18 protein-coding genes are annotated in these 18,809 nt (G+C 40.4%); 5 read left to right on the top strand and 13 right to left on the bottom strand.

All coding sequences use genetic code 11. The annotated features are described in order from the left end of the window. Positions 1–55 precede the first annotated feature (55 nt). From ccoS to ettA, 7 genes are all read right to left on the bottom strand, one after another. Positions 56–223 carry a cbb3-type cytochrome oxidase assembly protein CcoS gene (gene ccoS, locus VXM68_RS12105; RefSeq protein WP_293953644.1) on the bottom strand — a complete coding sequence of 56 codons (168 nt, stop codon included), beginning with the start codon at positions 221–223 and terminating at the stop codon, positions 56–58. Positions 224–228: 5 nt separating this feature from the next. After that, positions 229–2,622, bottom strand: a complete 2,394-nt coding sequence (locus VXM68_RS12100) for a heavy metal translocating P-type ATPase (RefSeq protein WP_367208877.1) — start codon at positions 2,620–2,622, stop codon at positions 229–231. 9 nt (positions 2,623–2,631) lie between these two features. Next, the gene (gene hemN, locus VXM68_RS12095) at positions 2,632–4,002 is read right to left on the bottom strand and encodes an oxygen-independent coproporphyrinogen III oxidase (protein ID WP_367208876.1); all 1,371 of its coding nucleotides are present in this window, start codon (positions 4,000–4,002) and stop codon (positions 2,632–2,634) included. Between the two features lies 1 nt (position 4,003). Further along, positions 4,004–4,420: a lactate dehydrogenase gene (locus tag VXM68_RS12090; protein ID WP_293953638.1), complete on the bottom strand. Its 417-nt coding sequence runs from the start codon at positions 4,418–4,420 to the stop codon at positions 4,004–4,006. Positions 4,421–4,663: 243 nt separating this feature from the next. After that, positions 4,664–5,731 carry a response regulator gene (locus VXM68_RS12085; protein ID WP_293953637.1) on the bottom strand — a complete coding sequence of 356 codons (1,068 nt, stop codon included), beginning with the start codon at positions 5,729–5,731 and terminating at the stop codon, positions 4,664–4,666. A 68-nt stretch (positions 5,732–5,799) separates the two neighbouring features. Then, positions 5,800–6,984, bottom strand: a complete 1,185-nt coding sequence (locus tag VXM68_RS12080) for a PAS domain S-box protein (protein WP_367208875.1) — start codon at positions 6,982–6,984, stop codon at positions 5,800–5,802. Between the two features lie 9 nt (positions 6,985–6,993). Then, positions 6,994–8,676, bottom strand: coding sequence for an energy-dependent translational throttle protein EttA (ettA, locus tag VXM68_RS12075; RefSeq protein ID WP_209579133.1), 1,683 nt, complete (start codon positions 8,674–8,676; stop codon positions 6,994–6,996). A 184-nt stretch (positions 8,677–8,860) separates the two neighbouring features. Between ettA and VXM68_RS12070 the strand changes: the two genes are divergently transcribed. Further along, positions 8,861–11,386, top strand: a complete 2,526-nt coding sequence (locus VXM68_RS12070; protein WP_367208874.1) for an ATP-dependent Clp protease ATP-binding subunit — start codon at positions 8,861–8,863, stop codon at positions 11,384–11,386. A gap of 139 nt (positions 11,387–11,525) precedes the next feature. Continuing rightward, complete coding sequence (locus tag VXM68_RS12065) at positions 11,526–11,933, top strand: hypothetical protein (RefSeq protein WP_367208873.1); 408 nt, start codon at positions 11,526–11,528, stop codon at positions 11,931–11,933. Between the two features lie 66 nt (positions 11,934–11,999). Here the strand turns inward: VXM68_RS12065 and recN are convergent, their stop codons facing one another. Continuing rightward, complete coding sequence (gene recN, locus VXM68_RS12060) at positions 12,000–13,664, bottom strand: DNA repair protein RecN (RefSeq protein WP_367208872.1); 1,665 nt, start codon at positions 13,662–13,664, stop codon at positions 12,000–12,002. A 300-nt stretch (positions 13,665–13,964) separates the two neighbouring features. On the opposite strand from recN, the gene VXM68_RS12055 reads away from it, so the two are divergent. After that, positions 13,965–14,579 carry a SprT-like domain-containing protein gene (locus tag VXM68_RS12055; protein ID WP_293953626.1) on the top strand — a complete coding sequence of 205 codons (615 nt, stop codon included), beginning with the start codon at positions 13,965–13,967 and terminating at the stop codon, positions 14,577–14,579. Positions 14,580–14,646: 67 nt separating this feature from the next. Further along, the gene (locus VXM68_RS12050; RefSeq protein ID WP_293953624.1) at positions 14,647–15,060 is read left to right on the top strand and encodes a hypothetical protein; all 414 of its coding nucleotides are present in this window, start codon (positions 14,647–14,649) and stop codon (positions 15,058–15,060) included. Positions 15,061–15,236: 176 nt separating this feature from the next. Here the strand turns inward: VXM68_RS12050 and VXM68_RS12045 are convergent, their stop codons facing one another. From VXM68_RS12045 to VXM68_RS12025, 5 genes are all read right to left on the bottom strand, one after another. Further along, on the bottom strand, positions 15,237–15,497 hold the full coding sequence (locus VXM68_RS12045; protein WP_209579127.1) for a hypothetical protein: 261 nt from the start codon (positions 15,495–15,497) through the stop codon (positions 15,237–15,239). A gap of 82 nt (positions 15,498–15,579) precedes the next feature. Continuing rightward, positions 15,580–15,909 (bottom strand): hypothetical protein, encoded by a 330-nt coding sequence (locus VXM68_RS12040; RefSeq protein WP_367208871.1) that lies wholly within the window; start codon positions 15,907–15,909, stop codon positions 15,580–15,582. Between the two features lie 16 nt (positions 15,910–15,925). Continuing rightward, positions 15,926–16,873 carry a FecR domain-containing protein gene (locus VXM68_RS12035; RefSeq protein WP_367208870.1) on the bottom strand — a complete coding sequence of 316 codons (948 nt, stop codon included), beginning with the start codon at positions 16,871–16,873 and terminating at the stop codon, positions 15,926–15,928. A 95-nt stretch (positions 16,874–16,968) separates the two neighbouring features. Continuing rightward, entirely contained in the window at positions 16,969–17,217 is a 249-nt protein-coding gene (locus VXM68_RS12030; RefSeq protein ID WP_367208869.1) for a hypothetical protein, read from the bottom strand. A gap of 104 nt (positions 17,218–17,321) precedes the next feature. Further along, on the bottom strand, positions 17,322–17,852 hold the full coding sequence (locus VXM68_RS12025) for an RNA polymerase sigma factor (protein ID WP_367208868.1): 531 nt from the start codon (positions 17,850–17,852) through the stop codon (positions 17,322–17,324). Positions 17,853–18,113: 261 nt separating this feature from the next. On the opposite strand from VXM68_RS12025, the gene VXM68_RS12020 reads away from it, so the two are divergent. After that, the gene (locus VXM68_RS12020; protein WP_367208867.1) at positions 18,114–18,722 is read left to right on the top strand and encodes a MauE/DoxX family redox-associated membrane protein; all 609 of its coding nucleotides are present in this window, start codon (positions 18,114–18,116) and stop codon (positions 18,720–18,722) included. The last annotated feature ends 87 nt before the right edge of the window (positions 18,723–18,809 follow it).

Raw genomic sequence — 18,809 nt, 5'->3', positions numbered from 1 at the left:
AACCTTAAATACAAAGAAAAGTAATTGATTTAATTACGATAACGTTTTAGTTACGTCACCCTATTTTTTCTTCTCCTTCTGTCATTTCATCATCAAAAAGAATCCGAACAGCAGGTGTATAGGTATCGTTATGCTGACCGGTTTTATTGGCCCAGAAAAAAGCACATAGGAAAATTAAAGCCAGCAAAACACTACAACCAATCAAAATATACATTATTTCCATAATAATTAGAGTTTACGGCGTTTGGCATACCATCTCGTCATGAGACTCGTAAAGGAGATGATCGTTACCGTACTGATTGGCATTAGAATCGCCGCAAATAATGGCGACATAATACCTTGCACGGCAAAGCTCAAACCAATTACATTATATAAAAGAGATATTCCAAAGCTCATATGTATTACTTTCACCGCATCTTTACTAAAAGCAAAGAAATCCGGCAGTTTTGAAAACGACTCGCCATCGAGTATCGCATCGCAGCCCGGTGAAAAGTTATTGATATCATCACTCACAGCGATGCCCAGATTGGCTTTACGCAGTGCCCCTGCATCGTTAAGTCCGTCACCAATCATGCAGACATGCTTTCCAACCTCCTGAAAATTTTGAATTGTCTCAAGCTTTTCCATGGGTGATTGATTAAAAAGCAAACTTGCATTGGAAGGAAAAATAAGCTGCAACGCATCCAAGCGTCTATCGTTATCACCTGAGATTAAATGGAGGTTATAATTTATTTTAAAATCTTCAATCAACGCCGAAAGACCATCCCGCCAGGATTGCTCCATAGTAAAGTATCCTCTTAGCTCGCCGCCTATGCGAACAAAAACCACCGACCCATCTGTTTTAATATGTCCAATATCAAGAAAACCTCCGCTACCGATTCTAACTTCATTGCCATTGACCTTGGCCTGCATTCCCTTTCCAGGAAATTCCTTAAATTTCTGTACTGCACTAATAGAAGAGACGTTGAGCCACTTGACAATTTCGCGGCTCAATGGATGGCTGGAATTTCTACAAACAGCATTCAGCACCTCTTTGTCGACTGCTGAAAGGCTACCTTCGAAATAAATTGAGGTTGCCTTGGGTGATGATATTGTACCTGTCTTATCGAACACTAAGGTATCAATCGTTGCCATTTGTTCAATGGCAGCGGTATTTTTTACATAGAATTTATTTCGATCAAATACACTTAAAGCCGCAGAAAGGGTAAATGGAGAGCTCAACGCCAACGCACATGGACATGCGATAATCAATACCGCCGTAAAAGCTCCCCAAGCCCTGCTTGCATCTCCACCAACAACCCAAAATAGTGCTGCCAATAGTGCAATAGCTAATAAAACAACAGTAAAATATTTACTTATAAAGTTGACAAAAGTCTGAAAATGCTTGTCATAATCTTTATAATTATCGTTATTCCACAATTTCGTCAAATACGATTGTGAAATAGGTTTAACGACTTCAAGTTCTATCGCTTCGCCGATCTGACGTCCGCCTGCATAGATAATTTCACCCAAGGTTTTGCTCATCGGGCTTGATTCTCCGGTCACAAAACTAAAATCGATTGCAGCATCCCCTTTTAAAAGCATGGCATCTGCTGGTATAATTTCATTGTTCCGAACTAAAATACGGTCACCGATATGCACATCGGCCAGTTGTACAGGTTTGTCACCAGACTCGGTCAATACGGTTACTGCAACAGGAAAATAACTACGATAATCCCGTTCAAACGAAATATGGTAATATGTCCGTTGTTGTACCCATTTTCCGATCAATATAAAGAATACAAGACTACAGAGTGTATCTGTAAAACCTGCGCCCGTCTGTGTTATCACTTCAAAAGCAGAACGCACAAATAGTACAAGAATCCCGAGTGCCAACGGCACATCCAGATTCAAACGTTTTTGTTTCAAGCTCAGGTAAGCCGATTTAAAATAGTCCGATGCACAATACAATAACACTGGAATACCAAAAGCGAGGTTGATGTAACCAAAGAAATTGGCATATTCTCTTTCAAAACTCCCCATTCCAAAATAATCGGGAAAGCTGAATAGCATTGAGTTTCCAAAACAGAAACCGGCAACAGCAATTTTTGCGACCAAAGGATTCAGATTGTTTCGATTCCCTTCCTTCACAACATCCTGCAAGGTGATTTTAGGATCATAACCGATATTGACCAGGAGATAAACAAGATCTTTCAATGGCAGCTCGTTGTGGTTGAATGTAATGCTCGCCTGTTTCTTCATAAAGTCCACGCGAGACTGCAGTACACTGGGATTAAGTTTATATAAATTTTCCAGCAACCAGATACAGGAGCTACAGTGAATAGCTGGAATATAAAAAGTGATGATGGTCATCTTATCATCTTTATAATCCACTAATTTACTGGCAATTTGTGGTTCATCCAGATAAGAAAAATCTTCGTGCTTCGATTTGTTCGACTTACCAGGGTGCTGATTATAGCGATAATATTGTTGCATGCCACTATCGTTCAACACCTGATATACAGTCTGACATCCCAGGCAGCAAAAGTCATGATGATCTAGCCGATAGCCCGTCTCTTCTATTTTATCACCGCAATGAAAACATTTTTCTGCCAGTTGTAGTTCTTCCTTGAGCTCCGCCATACCTTTGTTCTAAATTGCTTGACTAAATAATTGATTTTGTGTCCTTGAGCGCAATAATCGCTGGTCGAAAGCCATGCAGATATTTCTTAAAAAAGATCGACCGACAACAGTACACGCTATAAGGTCGCCCGTTATCACTACCAAACCGTCTGCTACGAGCTCGGATAATTCCTCTTTAATTTGTCTGTTTAACGGCTCCCCCTCCTGCAACTGCACTTTACCTTTGCACATCATATCTAATATATAACGTCTTACAATAAGGTCCTCCTCATTGAGTAAATGCCCCTTTACAACGGGCAACTCGCCTGCTTCAATGAGCTTATGATATTCCTCAACCGTCTTTACGTTTTGAGCAAATGCACCCCAGGCGTCGCTGATCGAAGAAACCCCAATACCGATGAGCAAGGGACTAAACCGATCGGCATAGCCCATAAAATTACGGTGCAACCTTTCCTGTTGAAAGGCAACAAATAACGCGTCTTCTTTTTTCGCAAAATGATCCATACCGACATCTTCATAACCATGTGCCAAAATCATTTTTTTCCCAAGATTATAGAGGGCTAATTTGGCAGCACCACTGGGCAAGTCAGCTTCGGTATAATGCCGTTGCCCAGGTTTTATCCATGGCACATGCGCATAGCTATAAAAGGAAATTCGATCGGGGCTTAGCTGCATTGCTTTTTGTATTGTATCTTCCACCGTATACTGTGTTTGTTTAGGCAATCCATAGATCAAATCGAAGTTAATGGAGTCAAATCCAATTTTTCGAGCATTCAACATAACCAATTCCACTTCTTCCAATGTTTGTTGTCTGTTAATCACAAACTGGACAAGAGGATCAAAATCCTGTATACCCAAACTTAGCCTGCGGAATCCCAAATCAAATAAAGTTTCTAAATGAGTGACTGTCGTGTTGGCAGGATGCGCTTCAAAGGAGAATGAACTGTTTGGGGCCACATCTGCATCTTTGAGAATACCTTCGATAAGCATCTTCAGATTATCCGGGTGAAAAAATGTCGGTGTCCCTCCTCCCAAATGTATCTCTGCCAGCATTGGCCTTTCACCATTAAATAGAGCGACATACATTTCCCATTCCTTCAAAAGCGATGCGATATAGGGCTCTTCAACACGATGATTTTTTGTGATACGGGTATTACACCCGCAATAGGTACATAGGCTTTCACAAAATGGAAGATGGATATATAAACTAATCCCCTTTTCTTTTGACTGCTGAAATGTCTGGTACACTTGGGCTGTCCAAGCTTCGCTAGAAAATGTTGTGTTATCCCAAAAAGGAACAGTCGGATAACTTGTATAGCGCGGTGCCGCTACGTTATATTTCCGCACCAATTCTTCCATTTTAACCTGCGTTGTCGTCATTTTATTTTAGTTTTTTAGCACAGTCGTCTAAACAACAACAGGCTTTTCCCACACATTTTTCTATCCCCCATAGGTTAAGATTCCGAACAGTTTGCTCAGCCAATCCTTTGGGACTCTGATCTTCAAAAGGGGCATTGGCAATCTGTATATTCAGATCTCCAGCCTTTGCCAGATCAATATGAGTAGTATCCTTACTTCTGGTCATAATCTTATTGATCCCTAATTCTTTTAAATTAAGTAGCATACTCTCGTCCAAAATATCGCTCACGGAAATCACTACCGCATCCTTTCCACGCGCGTAGTTCTGTGTTTCCGCATTTAATCCATTTGAAATCAAAGTCAAATCATGTTGTTTGGCATTCGCCAGTGCCCAAAACTCTTTTTCAAATGATCTTACATTATATACTACTACTTTCATCCTGATTCTACAATCACCAATTAAGGTTTATCCTAAGAACAAAAGTAAATCATCCATAAGCGCAAAACCATGATACAGTACCACACCTTAAAATGATCTTTATCACAATTCGCAAATGCCTCTGCCTATAGCAGCTGGCTATAAAACTTCATTCTGAGCAACAACTTGGTCTTTTAAAAAAAAGGCGTGTTCAGAAAAACTGAACACGCCTTTAACATATTATTTTAATCTCCGTTTCTTTACCTACTGTTTCACATCCCGAAGGTTCTTGATTGAATTGATATATATTTTACCTTTCTCTTTCGATATCAATTTTTCTTCTTTAAAATCTGAAAGCATGCGGGAAACTGTTTCATTTGCAGTGCCTGCGATTGATGCCAAACCATCCCTTGTCACATCAATTGAACACGAATTGACGGCATTCATATCGATACCACTTTTCTCAGCAACACTGAGTAGCGCATTGGCGACACGTTTACGGACAGAGTGATAAGCAAACCCGAGTAATTGCTCTTCCTTTTCACGTAAATCGACAGAAAGAAGCTTAATAAACTTACTGGCTATTGCTGGTTTTTTCCAAAGCAACTCCAAAAAACTATCTTTGGGGATCAGTACAATTTCGCTTGGTTCAACCGCTTCAGCATAGTCTTCGTAATTATCATTCAACAAGATAGAGGCATAACCAAAGTAATTCCCCGCAATAAAAATACCTGTAGACAGCTCTCTTCCATCTTTATATGACTTAAAGCTACGCACCTGACCAGATTTCACATAATAGACATATGTTGGCGAATCGTCTTTTTCATAAATAGATTGTTTTTTCTTTACTGTCTTTACACGTGAATTAACAATGAGCTCCTGCAGCAACAGGACTTGCTCTTCAGCGTTCAAACTAAAATCTCCCTCCTGAGGGATATCTGCCGCGAGCTGTTCATGTCTTTTGAGGCGCACATCTATAGCGTTCATCAATTCGACATCATCAAAAGGTTTCGTCAAATAATCGTCTGCCCCCATTTCCATCGCTTTACGCATATCTGCACGCTCCGCTTTTGCAGTTAGAAAAATGAATGGGATTTTAGCTGTACTTTCAATTTTACTTAGCATAAATAACACCCCATATCCATCCAGCTCGGGCATCATGATGTCGCAGAGAATCAAATCAGGAATATGCTTCGTCGCCAGGTCAACTCCAATACGGCCATTTTCGGCCGTAATGACATCATACCTACCTGTCAACTCCAATATTTCCGTAGTGCCCTCCCGGATGTCAATATTATCTTCGATAATTAGAATTGTCTTTTTACTTCTCATCTGCAATTAGTTATTCTATCTTCTTTATGTTTTAAACGTTTATGCCTCGTTTTATTACCAACTCCGCATTACCTAAAACTCACCCGGAATGAGGTTCCCTTATGCACTTCAGACTCAAATTCCATCTGACCTTCCATGAGTTCTATATACCTTTTTACGATATTCAGTCCCAATCCGGTTCCGGGGATGTTACCTGTGTTATGTGCTCGAAAAAATGGCTCAAACAAATGAACCTGATCCTCTTCGGGTATTCCAATACCGTTGTCCTTTACTGATATTAAGCAGCCTTCTTCGTCGATACAAGTTGTAAACTCAATTAATGTATCCTCTCCTGAATATTTGATCGCATTGGAAATGAGGTTGACCAAAGCATTTTTCAACAAATTAGAGTCTAAGGTAAATTGGCCTATTTCTCCGGTATGCTGATATACAATATGCTGATTTTTTTTACAGATCAACTGCATTTCCTCGGTGATTTCCTCAGCCAATTCGACCAAATTGATATATTGCTTATTTACCACAACAATACCAGTTTCGAGCTTTTCAAGGGAAAGAAAATCATTCAGAATACTGGTCAGCAATTGTACGGCCCCTTTAATCCTATTCGTATGTTTAATGATATTAACCTTATCATCCGGTCTTTCGGCATATTTTTCGATCAGAGAAGCCGACAGTTGAACGGAACTCAAAGGAGTTCGAAACTCGTGCGAAGCCATTGACACAAAACGAGATTTTAGCTGACTCAGTTCAATTTCTTTCTCCAGCGATTTAGAAACTTCTGCTTTGGCCTTTTCCAGTTCGGAAACTAAAGATATCAGATCACTCGTACGTTCGCTAACTTTATTCTCAAGTTCTACTGCATGCTGTCTAAGCATATCCTCCGCAGCTTTCTCACGGGTTAGGTCATGAATAAATCCAGTAAAGATATTTTTATCCTTCAACCAGACTTCACTGACAGCCAATCGGAATGGAAATGTTTCGCCACTCTTTTTAAGCCCCATCACTTCGCGCCCAATACCAATGATTTTTTTGTGGCCGGTAGTCTGATAGTTATGAATATAGGTATCATGATTACCGCGATCTGGCTCGGGCATCAGCATGGAGACATTGTGTCCAATCACCTCTTCTGACTGATAACCAAACAGTTCCAGAGCAGCAGGGTTAATGCTTTCTACATTCCCCCTGTTGTCTATGGTAATAATGCCATCAATTGCATGATCAATTATAGCAGCTAACAGCCTTCCGCTTTCCATGATTTTATATTACTTTACCAGTTTTTTGTATTTAATGCGGTGTGGTGTCACGTCACCGATACGTTTTTTCCGGTTTTCTTCATACTCGGTATAATTACCCTCAAAGAAATATACCTGTGAATCACCTTCAAAAGCGAGAATATGAGTACAAATACGATCCAGGAACCATCTATCGTGTGAAATCACTACCGCACACCCGCCAAAGTTCTCCAATCCTTCCTCTAAGGCCCGCAATGTATTCACATCGATATCATTTGTTGGCTCATCAAGCAAGAGTACATTGGATCCTTCTTTTAACGTGATCGCCAAATGTACACGATTCCTTTCCCCACCAGAAAGCACACCTACTTTCTTCTGCTGATCAGCACCATTAAAATTAAATTTCGAAACATAGGCTCTCGAGTTCACGGGGCGGTTGCCCAACATCATATTGTCACTGCCTCCTGTAATATTTTCCCAAACTGATTTTTCAGGGTCGAGGTCGTGGTGCATTTGGTCCACATAGCCCAATTTCACTGTTTCTCCCACCTTGAAAGAACCCGTATCGGGCGTTTCCTGTCCTGTAATGAGGCGGAACAAGGTAGTTTTACCGGCTCCATTTGGTCCAATAATCCCAACGATACCTGCGGGCGGCAACATAAAACTTAAATTTTCAAATAAAATACGATCACCATATGCTTTAGAGATATTCGTCGCCTCAATGACCGAGTTACCCAGACGTGGTCCTGGAGGAATAAACAATTCCAATTTTTCTTCACGTTCTTTGGTCTCTTCGGATGCTAATTTTTCATAGTTATGTAATCTAGCTTTTGATTTGGCATGACGAGCTTTTGGTGCCATACGCACCCATTCAAGCTCACGTTCGAGCGTCTTTTGCCGTTTGGTTTCTTGTTTTTCCTCCTGCGCCAGGCGTTTTGCTTTTTGATCTAGCCAAGAAGAATAATTTCCTTTCCAAGGAATTCCTTCGCCACGATCCAATTCAAGTATCCATCCGGCAACATTGTCCAAGAAATAGCGGTCGTGGGTAACGGCAATAACAGTTCCTTTATATTGTTTTAAGTGTTGTTCTAACCAATCAATTGATTCAGCATCCAAGTGGTTGGTCGGCTCGTCCAGTAACAGCACATCCGGTTCCTGCAACAATAAACGACATAATGCTACACGTCTACGTTCACCACCTGACAAATTGACAATCTTTGCATCGGGTTCAGGGCAACGTAAGGCATCCATAGCTCTTTCCAATTTCGAATCAATTTCCCAAGCGTTGGTGGCATCAATTTTATCCTGAAGTTCTCCTTGTCTTGTCAATAACCTGTCCATTTCATCCGCATTCTCATACACCTCTGGTAGGCCAAATTTCTCATTGATATCTTCATATTCTTGCAATATTGCCGTAATTTCAGCAACACCTTCCTGTACCACTTCAAGCACAGTTTTTTCCAGATCCAATTGCGGCTCTTGTGCCAAATAACCCACAGAATAGCCCGGGGAGAACACCACCTCGCCCTGATAAGATTTATCCAATCCAGCAATTATTTTCAATAGGGAAGATTTACCTGATCCGTTCAAACCAATCACGCCAATCTTGGCACCATAGAAAAAAGATAAATAGATATTTTTTAGCACTTGTTTTTGAGGCGGATAGATTTTGTTGACACCCGCCATCGAAAAAATGATCTTCTCGTCTGACATAAAATTTAAAAAAATTCGAAAACTCTTGTTATATTAACATACAAATGTAATCTTTTATACTGACATTTTGGACGTATCAAGGTCATGGCTTAATTGTTGATGACATTATTTAAAATAATTTTAAGGTTAAAATGCAGAATTTACTACATTTATATATCCTTAATATAAAACAGAAAGGTATTCAATGGAAGCAAAATTTTCACCGCGCGTAAAGGATGTCATATCGTACAGTAGAGAGGAAGCTTTGAGATTGCGTCACGATTATATAGGAACGGAGCATTTATTGCTCGGTTTAATTCGTGAAGGCGATGGAATGGCGATAAAAATCCTTAAAAACATAGGCATTGACACGACAGCACTACGTCAATCTGTGGAGGACGCAGTGAAGGGAGCATCAGTTTCACGCGCTCCTATTGGCAACATGCCATTAACAAAACAGGCTGAAAAAGTTTTGAAGATTACTTATTTGGAAGCTAAAATATTCAAATCGGATATCATCGGAACGGAGCACCTATTATTGGCTATCTTACGAGATGAAGATAATATCGCTTCTCAGATTTTACAACAATACAATGTGACTTACGACATCTTCAAATCTGAGGTGGAGCAAAATAGAACTACTATTAAGGATGAGGCACCGGGCTCACCTACAGGCGATGATGATTTCGCTGAAGATGATCAGTATATTCAACCGAAAAAGGTTTCGGATATCAAATCTAAAACTCCAGTTTTGGACAACTTTGGCCGCGACTTGACTAAAGCTGCAGAAGAAGGTAAACTAGATCCAATTGTAGGTCGCGAGAAAGAAATTGAGCGCGTTTCTCAAATTTTATCGCGACGCAAGAAGAATAATCCCCTATTGATCGGTGAACCCGGAGTAGGTAAATCGGCGATTGCCGAAGGTCTTGCGCTTCGGATCGTTCAACGAAAGGTATCACGTGTATTATTCAATAAGCGTGTCGTCACATTGGATCTTGCATCCTTGGTTGCTGGCACCAAATATCGTGGTCAATTTGAGGAGCGTATGAAAGCAGTCATGAACGAACTGGAAAAATCACCGGATGTCATTTTATTTATCGACGAGATTCACACCATAGTAGGTGCAGGTGGAGCTTCAGGATCGTTAGATGCTTCCAACATGTTCAAACCGGCTTTGGCAAGAGGCGAAATTCAGTGTATCGGTGCGACAACATTAGACGAATACCGTCAATACATTGAAAAAGATGGCGCTTTGGACCGTCGTTTCCAACGTGTGACGATTGAACCAGCTACACATGATGAAACTGTTGAGATTTTAAATCGTATCAAAGAGAAATATGAAGATCACCACAATGTGACTTATACTCCAGAAGCGATTGAAGCTTGTGTATCGTTGACAACACGCTATATAACAGATCGTTTCCTACCGGACAAAGCGATTGATGCATTGGATGAAGCTGGCTCTCGTGTGCATTTGAACAATATCCATGTACCACAATCTATTATCGACATTGAAAATAAAATTGAAGAGGTCAAATTAGAGAAAAACAAGGTTGTTCGGAGTCAAAAATACGAAGAGGCAGCGAAGTTGCGTGATACAGAAAAGAAATTGATCGAAGAGCTTGAGAAAGAGAAAATAGCTTGGGAAGAAGAAACAAAATCTAAACGTTATACTGTTTCAGAGGAAAATGTTGCTGAAGTAGTGGCGATGATGACCGGTATTCCTGTGCAACGTGTTAGTCAGTCTGACGGTCAGAAACTGTTGAATATGGCGGAGCTGATGAAGGGAAGAATTATTGGTCAGGATGATGCTGTAGGTAAATTGGTGAAAGCGATCCAACGTACACGTGCAGGCTTAAAAGATCCTAAAAAACCAATTGGTTCCTTCATCTTCTTAGGTCCTACTGGTGTTGGTAAGACAGAATTAGCTAAAGAATTAGCGCGCTTTATGTTCGATACAGAGGATGCGCTTATTCAAATCGACATGAGTGAATACATGGAGAAATTTGCGGTCTCCCGCTTAGTTGGAGCGCCTCCAGGATATGTTGGTTATGAAGAAGGTGGTCAATTGACTGAGAAAGTACGTCGTAAGCCTTATGCCGTTGTCTTATTGGATGAGATTGAGAAAGCGCATCCGGATGTATTCAATCTGTTGCTGCAGGTATTGGACGAAGGCCAATTGACTGACAGCTTAGGCCGCAAAGTGGACTTTCGAAACACTATTATTATTATGACTTCTAATATTGGTGCACGCCAATTGAAGGAATTTGGTCAAGGTGTGGGTTTCACTACTGCTGCAAAGTCACAACAGTCGGATGCACATTCTCGTGGAGTGATTGAAACAGCTCTGAAAAGAGCCTTTGCGCCAGAATTCTTGAACCGTATTGATGATGTGATTGTATTTAACTCATTGACAAAGGAAAATATCTTCAAAATCATCGATATTGAATTGAAGTCATTATTCAAGCGTATCGCAGATTTGGGTTATACCATCAATTTGACGGATGAGGCAAAAGATTTCATTGCGGATAAAGGTTATGACAGTAATTTTGGAGCACGTCCTTTAAAACGGGCAATACAAAAGTATTTGGAAGATCCAATTGCGGAAGAAATCCTAAAAGGAACTGTACAAACTGGTTCGGTGTTGACGGTGAGCATTAATCCTGAAACGAAAGATATTGAGGTATCTAGTTCAGATTCTAAGTCTTCAAAAGATACTGCCGAGAAGTAAGGTTTAGCGGTATCAAAAAATAATTTTATAAAAATGCACCTTTATGGTGCATTTTTTGTTATAAACAAAGTTGACGTTAAACTATCGAATCATTTTATCGTCCTATAATAAAAAAAATATCACAAATAACACGAGCAATATGAAAAGACTTTTATTAGCAGCTTTAATTGGAACCGCAGCCTTGGTTTCATTCTCTTCTTGTAAGAAGGAGTATATCACACAAGAGGTGAACGTTTTAGACGGCACAAGTTACGTATTTCCTGTAAAATCGGCGGATTGGGATAGAGAAGGCAATAATACGTATAGAAAAGACATTCAGATCTCAGATCTTGATAAACGTTATTATGAAGACGGTCACGTAAGTGTGGCCATCAATGTGGATGCTACACCTGATCGGTATGTTGCGATCCCTTCTGAATTAAAGGGCTACAAGTTTTCGTACAACTATTCGATCGGCGTAGTACGTATATACGCTAATGGTCTAACAAGTCCACCCGAAGACATGATTGTTAAGGTCGTTCTAACTGACGCTACTATCGGAAACTAGTAAAAATTATAAAAAATAGTAAACAGTGCCTCAATAGTTAAAACCTTTTTGAGGCATTTTTGTATTTTATGAACCCTTCAATAACAACTCCGCATGCTCCAGTGCAGCATCCGTTGGATTGGCTCCGCTGAGCATCTGCGCTATTTCAGCAACCCTACCCGCAGTGTTCAATCGAATAATGTTGGATATTGTCCGATTGGCTTTATCTTCTTTGTACACTTTATAATGGGCAGCACCTTTAGCGGCAATCTGGGGTAAATGTGAAATAGCAATGACCTGCATATTCTCCGCTAGACTTTCCATTACTTCACCCACACGCAACGCCACTTCACCAGAGATCCCGGTATCGATTTCATCAAAAATAATAGTCGGCAAGGCCGACGTTTTAGCAACTAATGATTTTATGGCTAACATCACCCGTGAAAGCTCACCACCAGAGGCCACTTTATGAATGAATTGCAATTCCTGCCCCTTATTGGCAGAGAACAAAAATTGGATTGCATCCATTCCGGATTCCCTCATCTCTCCTTCCTTTAAGGGCTCTAAATTAATTTGAAGACGTGCATTGGGCATTCCCACATTTGCTAAGGTAGCTTGCACTTCTTTTGCGATTAACGCCAACACTTTGCTCCTGCCTACTGATAGTTCCTTACCCTTTTTCTGAGCAATGTTCAACTTAACTACGACTTCTTTTTCCAGCCGCTCCAATTGCTCATCAGAAGAATTTATGGCCATCAACTTGGACTCAAGCTCATCCCTGAGCCGAATAAGCTCCTCAACGGAGTCCACATGATGTTTCTTCTGTAATGAATAGAGTAAGCTCAGGCGCTCGTTAATTTCCAACAAAGTACCCTCGTCAATTTGTGTCTCTTCTTCAAGCGCACTTAACTCTGCGGCAACGTCCTTGAGCTCAATCCATGTGCTCCTTAACCGCGCAGCCAAATCTGCTGTTTCAGGAAGAAATGAAGTGATACCATCTACTTGGCTCATAGCGTCCTTCAAACGGCTTAAAACAGCCATATCATCATTTTCCAATAGCTGCGATGCAGCAGTTAGCGCTCGCTTAATATCTTCTGCATTTTCCAATTGGCGCTGTTGTATTTCGAGCTGCCCCTGCTCATCGGACACCAATTGCGCTGCATCAAGTTCATCAAATTGGAACTGAAAATAATCTTGTTCTAATGCAGCCTTTTTTACTAGCTCCTTAAATTCTTCGAGTTCCTTTTTTGCTTTCTTATAAGCAAAGAAACTATCTCGATAATCTTGCTTTAATGCAAATGTGCCCGCGACACTGTCGACCACTAAAAATTGGAACTCTTCCGTATTGATCTGCAATGTTGCATGCTGAGAATGTACATCGATCAATTGTTCGCCCAATTGCTTGAGAATAGTTAGGGTAACAGGAGAATCATTAATAAATGCTCGGGATTTACCATCGGGAGCGATTTCTCTTCGAATAATGGTATGATCTGCATAATCTAGGTCATTTTCTTCGAAAAAATTGAGTAATCTGTAAGGACCTATTTTAAATTCTCCCTCAATCACACACTTCTTCGTTGGATCCAAAAAGTACTTTCCCTCTACTCTATTTCCTAAAATTAGCGACAGCGCTCCCATAATAATGGATTTACCAGCCCCAGTCTCCCCGGTAATCATATTCAAACCTTTATCGAACTGGATTTCCAATTCGTTTATAAGCGCATAATTTTTAATATGTAAGGTATCCAGCATATTTTAAAGGTCTTATTACAGTTTGGAGGAAATACCTTTCCTCTTCATTTTGCATGTTAACATGACTTTTTCTACAGGTAATTTACCTAAAAATCAGACGATTTCAATACATTTTATTAAAAACATAGCTCCTCTGATCTATTGACATATTCGCACGCAACATTTACAAACACTAAATACTAAAAATAATATCATTTTTCCAAATTTAAAACTACTTTTTTTAGTAAATCAATTCTATTTTTGACAAAAGAATGTCGACTTGGCGCTTTATTAACATGAATAAATTCCTATTTTTATGTCATGCAAGATTATAGTGCTACACTAAGAAAATACATGCCCGAGGAAGCAGCTCCAATCATATCCAAGTGGATTAATCACACCCACTGTTTATTTAAAATCTCTCGTTCTAGGAGTACGAAGCTAGGAGATTACCGCGCTCCGTATAGAGGAAGCCCGCACCGGATCTCGGTTAACCATGACTTAAACTCTTATTCATTCTTGATTACGACGATTCACGAATTTGCACATTTACAAACGTGGAATAAATACCAGCATCGTGTCAAGCCGCACGGTGCGGAATGGAAGAATAATTTTAAGGAACTGATGAGACCATTTCTTGAACTGAATATTTTCCCAACCGACGTCAGCCAGGCGATTCACCGCTATATGGAAAACCCGGCAGCATCGAGCTGCACGGACCTCCACCTGTTTCGTACCTTAAAGTTATATGACACCGTCAAAAGCAGCGCCCTCACGGTAGAATCCTTAGAGGATGGGCACTTCTTCAAATTAAAAAATGGGCGTTCGTTTCAGCGGATTGAAAAGATAAGGAAACGTTATAAATGCATGGAATTGACCAGCAAGCGTATGTACCTATTCCATCCAATTGCGGAGGTATTTCTGTTGGAACAATGATTTTTAACAAATACATTCAATATATTTTTATCTTTGCTAACTTAGGAAATAATTAAAGAGAGCTTTTATGTTACATTTACACTCGACTATAGCAATTGTCTTATTGCTAGCCCTGGTGATATCGATCGTGATCACCCTATCAAACTATCTAGGCAACAAACCGTACAACCGTAAAATTGCTTTATTGGGTTTCATCGCATCGCATATTCAATTAGTGGTGGGATTGATTTTATTCTTTTATTTAAAGTACCCTTCGATGATCTCTGGTGCTGTAATGAAAGATCCTTCGTTACGATTTAAAATCATTGAACACCCGTTGACCATGATTATTGCTATTGTATTGATCACCATTGGCTATTCTAAAGCGAAAAAGATTGAAAATGCAAAAAAAGCAAATCAAACCGTTTTGATTTTCTTCGTCATCGGTTTAATCTTGATGCTCGCTCGTATTCCTTGGTCGACTTGGTCACTTTTCGCTTAATAGCACGCGAGACACGATATAAAAAAAGCCTTCCAAAAAATTGGAAGGCTTTTTTTATATATGATCTTTGTATTTCACAATAGAACTGTGTTGCTAGCTTCTTGGATGGTCCGCTTTATACATCATAAAAAAAGCCTCAGTAAACTGAAGCTTTCAATATCTTTGCTGAGTAGTAATTAGTCACGGTTTTTTCCAAATCCCAAAATTCCGAACACGGTTTTGAAAGCGATAAGTGCGCCTACGATCATGGAGATGTTAGCTATTGCGGAAAACAAAAATGTTTGTTGCCCCATAGACGTACAAACATCCGGCACAAAACGGATAAATGTACCTATTAAACCTAAAGCGATCGCTACTACCAATGTTTTGTAGTAATGAGTTTGATTCGCATTATTATCAGTTGTCTTTGGACCTCTTGGTTGTACAGTTTCTGCCATTTCAATTTCGATTTTATTCGATACAAATGTACAAAATATTCTATGTTTGAAAAATAAATTTGAAAAAAGCAGCGATCATCAATTATTCAGTATATTTCTGTTCATATTTTTCTTTTTTTCGCCTGTAATCATGCGGATGCTCTTTCGTAATATGATATCCACAACAGTGGATGCAACCGTACGTATAGCGTTGCTTTGGTTTTCCTTCCCCACTGCCATATCGGTGCTTCCTTCGATTTTTCCCCCGTAGCCACTTCTTATAGCGCCATTTTAACCATTGTATAAAGAAGCCTGCTTCGCCCTTGCTATTAAAACGCACCTTACCGGTAGCGCGGCATTTGCGTCGCTCGATCAGGCTATTGATTTCGAAAGTAGTGAATACTTCGTCGATAAACTGCTTTTTGCTACTCATATTACTTACTCCTTTCTTACTTTAATTTCCTTTCATATCCATTTAAGTGCCACATGGCTACTCTATCACGTTTATCCTCAGGACAGAAGCTGATCATCCCTTTCTCTTCATGCAGCAGCACACCTGCTTGGCGGATAGCACTGTATACTTCTTCCTTGCCGCTCTGATAACAGATCGCTGCCGAAATCTGCTTGTCCTTTGGAATACATTCCCATCTTTTAATCGTAAACCCTTCCCAACGGCTCATTTCATCTACAAAGGCCCACAAAGGCATGTTTCTATAAATCCGCATTTTTCGGGCCCACATCTTGGCTTCTTTGAAATCCTGGTTCGCAACATAGGTCATTGTATCTCGGGGCTGCTGATTTTTGCCTGCATATTTAGCGCCGACATATACGAAGTCCCCGGGACAGGCTATGGACTGTACTTTGTTAAGGCTATAGGAATAAACCTCCAATGTTCCATCATTAAGCATGGCCTTCATGTTACTGGTATCCGCCCTGACCAAAAAGTCAGCACGGTTGGATGTAATTTTACCCTTTTTAGTACCAATAATCAACGGAGCATTGCTATAACGGCTATTGGCATCAACATACGCCTCTCCTTTTAGGTATATTACTGTTGAATCCCCTTTTCGGAGCGAATAGCTCAACTGGGATTGTGCATTCATCCGAACTCTGGTACCATCCTCCAGTTCAACGACACATTGCTGGCGTGGAGCCGTATAAATATTTAAACTTTTTAAAGTTGTCTCACCGCCTGCCATTGGTTTTCTCTGGATGTGCAACAACCCTTCCCCGGTACGGGTGACAGCCAGCTCACCCAGCTGTAATAGTGTACCAAAGGTATCCTGCTCTACTCTTATCCATGTGGAGTCAGCTGCCAACAGGAGACAGGAAGACTCTATTAAAGGTATCTCTGTGTCGTCTGCGGCGCCAAGACATTGCCCCTCCAGATGCAGCATAATATCCTCTTTTTTATGTGAATAAAATAAATATAACAACACACTCCCTGTAATTAGCAGCAAAGCTGCTGCATACCCAACTTTGCTGTACCGCTTTATTTTTTCTTTTCTTCGTATAGCTTCCCCCGTCGTTTTATTTCCCCGTAATCAGGTGTCCAGTCCTCAAGCGGATCCTTGGGCAGCTGACCTTCCAGCTGCCTGAGTAACTCTACGACCATTAAGTCGTATTCATCCTCTGTATAGTGCGATCTTTTCTCTTTTAGATCTGCCTCTTCTTCGGGGTTGATTATTTCCAGCAGCTGTTTTTTGATCAGCTCTTGAACTTTTATAATATCGCGTTCCATTTTCTTCAATTCTAATCTATATTCAATTAATACTAGAACTCGCTATAGATAAGTATAACTTATCTTTTCTTCAATTCTAATCTATATCCAATTGTAGTCCGGTATCATGATCCCTTTAGGAGCCGTCTGATCTTGGCAAGTGCCGTACTCAGCAGATTGCGCACTCGCTGTGGCTTTAGGTCATGACGGGTCTCCAGTTCCTTATTATCCATGCCGTGCACTTTGGCATCTATAAAAATTTTCTTTTCCATCGGTGTGAGCTGTTCCGCTTTGGACAGCACTGCTTCCAGCATTTCTTGATAGTGTAGATCAGCTTCAATGTCTTGGCTATGGGGTACGATCCGGAGCTCGTCAATCGCTATCTTCTGGTTTTTCTTTTCTTGCCGGAGCATTTTCAGGGCAATATTTCTTGCGATTGCCATCATCCAGGCAAAAGGATCTTTGCATATAGCGACTTTTTCGCGCTGCACAAATAATGTGGTCAATGTTTCTGAAACCACGTCTTTGACCAGTTCATCATCATTGTTAACAATGTTTCTGATACGATTCTTTAGCTGGCTACCATGTTTACCCATAATAAGCCGCAAACCCCGTTCGGGCTCTTTAACTAAAATTTCAAAAGGATCTTCCCCCATATCTCATCATTTAAGTATAACAAAGGCTTTATATAACCATCTAAATAAAAAAATAAACAATTAATAAACAGCTATTTAAAAAATAAAACCATTTATAGCAGGTACATATTGCTTACTTATGGTAGCTATATATAAACAGGAATGAAATAATTGAATTTGGTAAAACTAAGATACAAACACAAAACCGAATAAACAAATTTAAATATCTGATTTATAAATAGTTGTATTAAATATACGACCTGAAATTATACTGTTTAAAAAATGAAAACAAGAGCTTCACATATCACCGCTACCAGTATCCGTGTCTTTATGATACTCTTTTGGGCATACGTTGCGCTGGATAAGCTATGGGATCTGCCGGGCTTCCATCAGGCACTGAAACTGCAGCCTTTTCCCGGCTGGTGGGCAGGAATATTGTTCTGGTCCCTGCCACTGATGGAGCTGGGTATAGTGATACTGTTTTCTATTCATTCTTTCAGGAATACAAAACATCTATTTTTTTATCCTTTCGTGCTTTCTGCATTGCTGTTAACGGTCTTTACTGTCTACATCGGTCTTGGCGTCGCCGGTTTGTACGCCCAGAAGCCCTGCGGCTGTGCTTCGGTACTGAGCAGGCTCTCCTGGGGCGGACACTTTGTTGTCAACCTGCTGTTATTGCTGCTGTCCATATTGGGGTGGTACTTGACTGGCCCAACTGCCCCCATGGCTGGGTGTAAGCGATATAAAAAGCAGGTCATTTTATTTTTAGCCAGGCCTCAGGTGGTACGTATTCCGGTCTATACGGTCATGCTGGAGCGCGTCAAAAAATTTAAAATGCGGTTTGCTGTCTTCCCGGCCTGGCCGGTTAGAGCTATAAATTATGACACGTGAAGGCACAGCCCGTAAAAACAGATCCCGAGGCACAGGACAGACTGATGCACCTCGTTAAAGCAAAGTGTTGGTCAAAAAAAATTAACA

This window comes from Sphingobacterium sp. R2 (genome assembly GCF_040760075.1).
Lineage (GTDB): Bacteria > Bacteroidota > Bacteroidia > Sphingobacteriales > Sphingobacteriaceae > Sphingobacterium.
The sequence above is the reverse complement of the archived record's forward strand: the minus strand, read 5'-3'. Positions and strand labels throughout refer to the sequence as shown.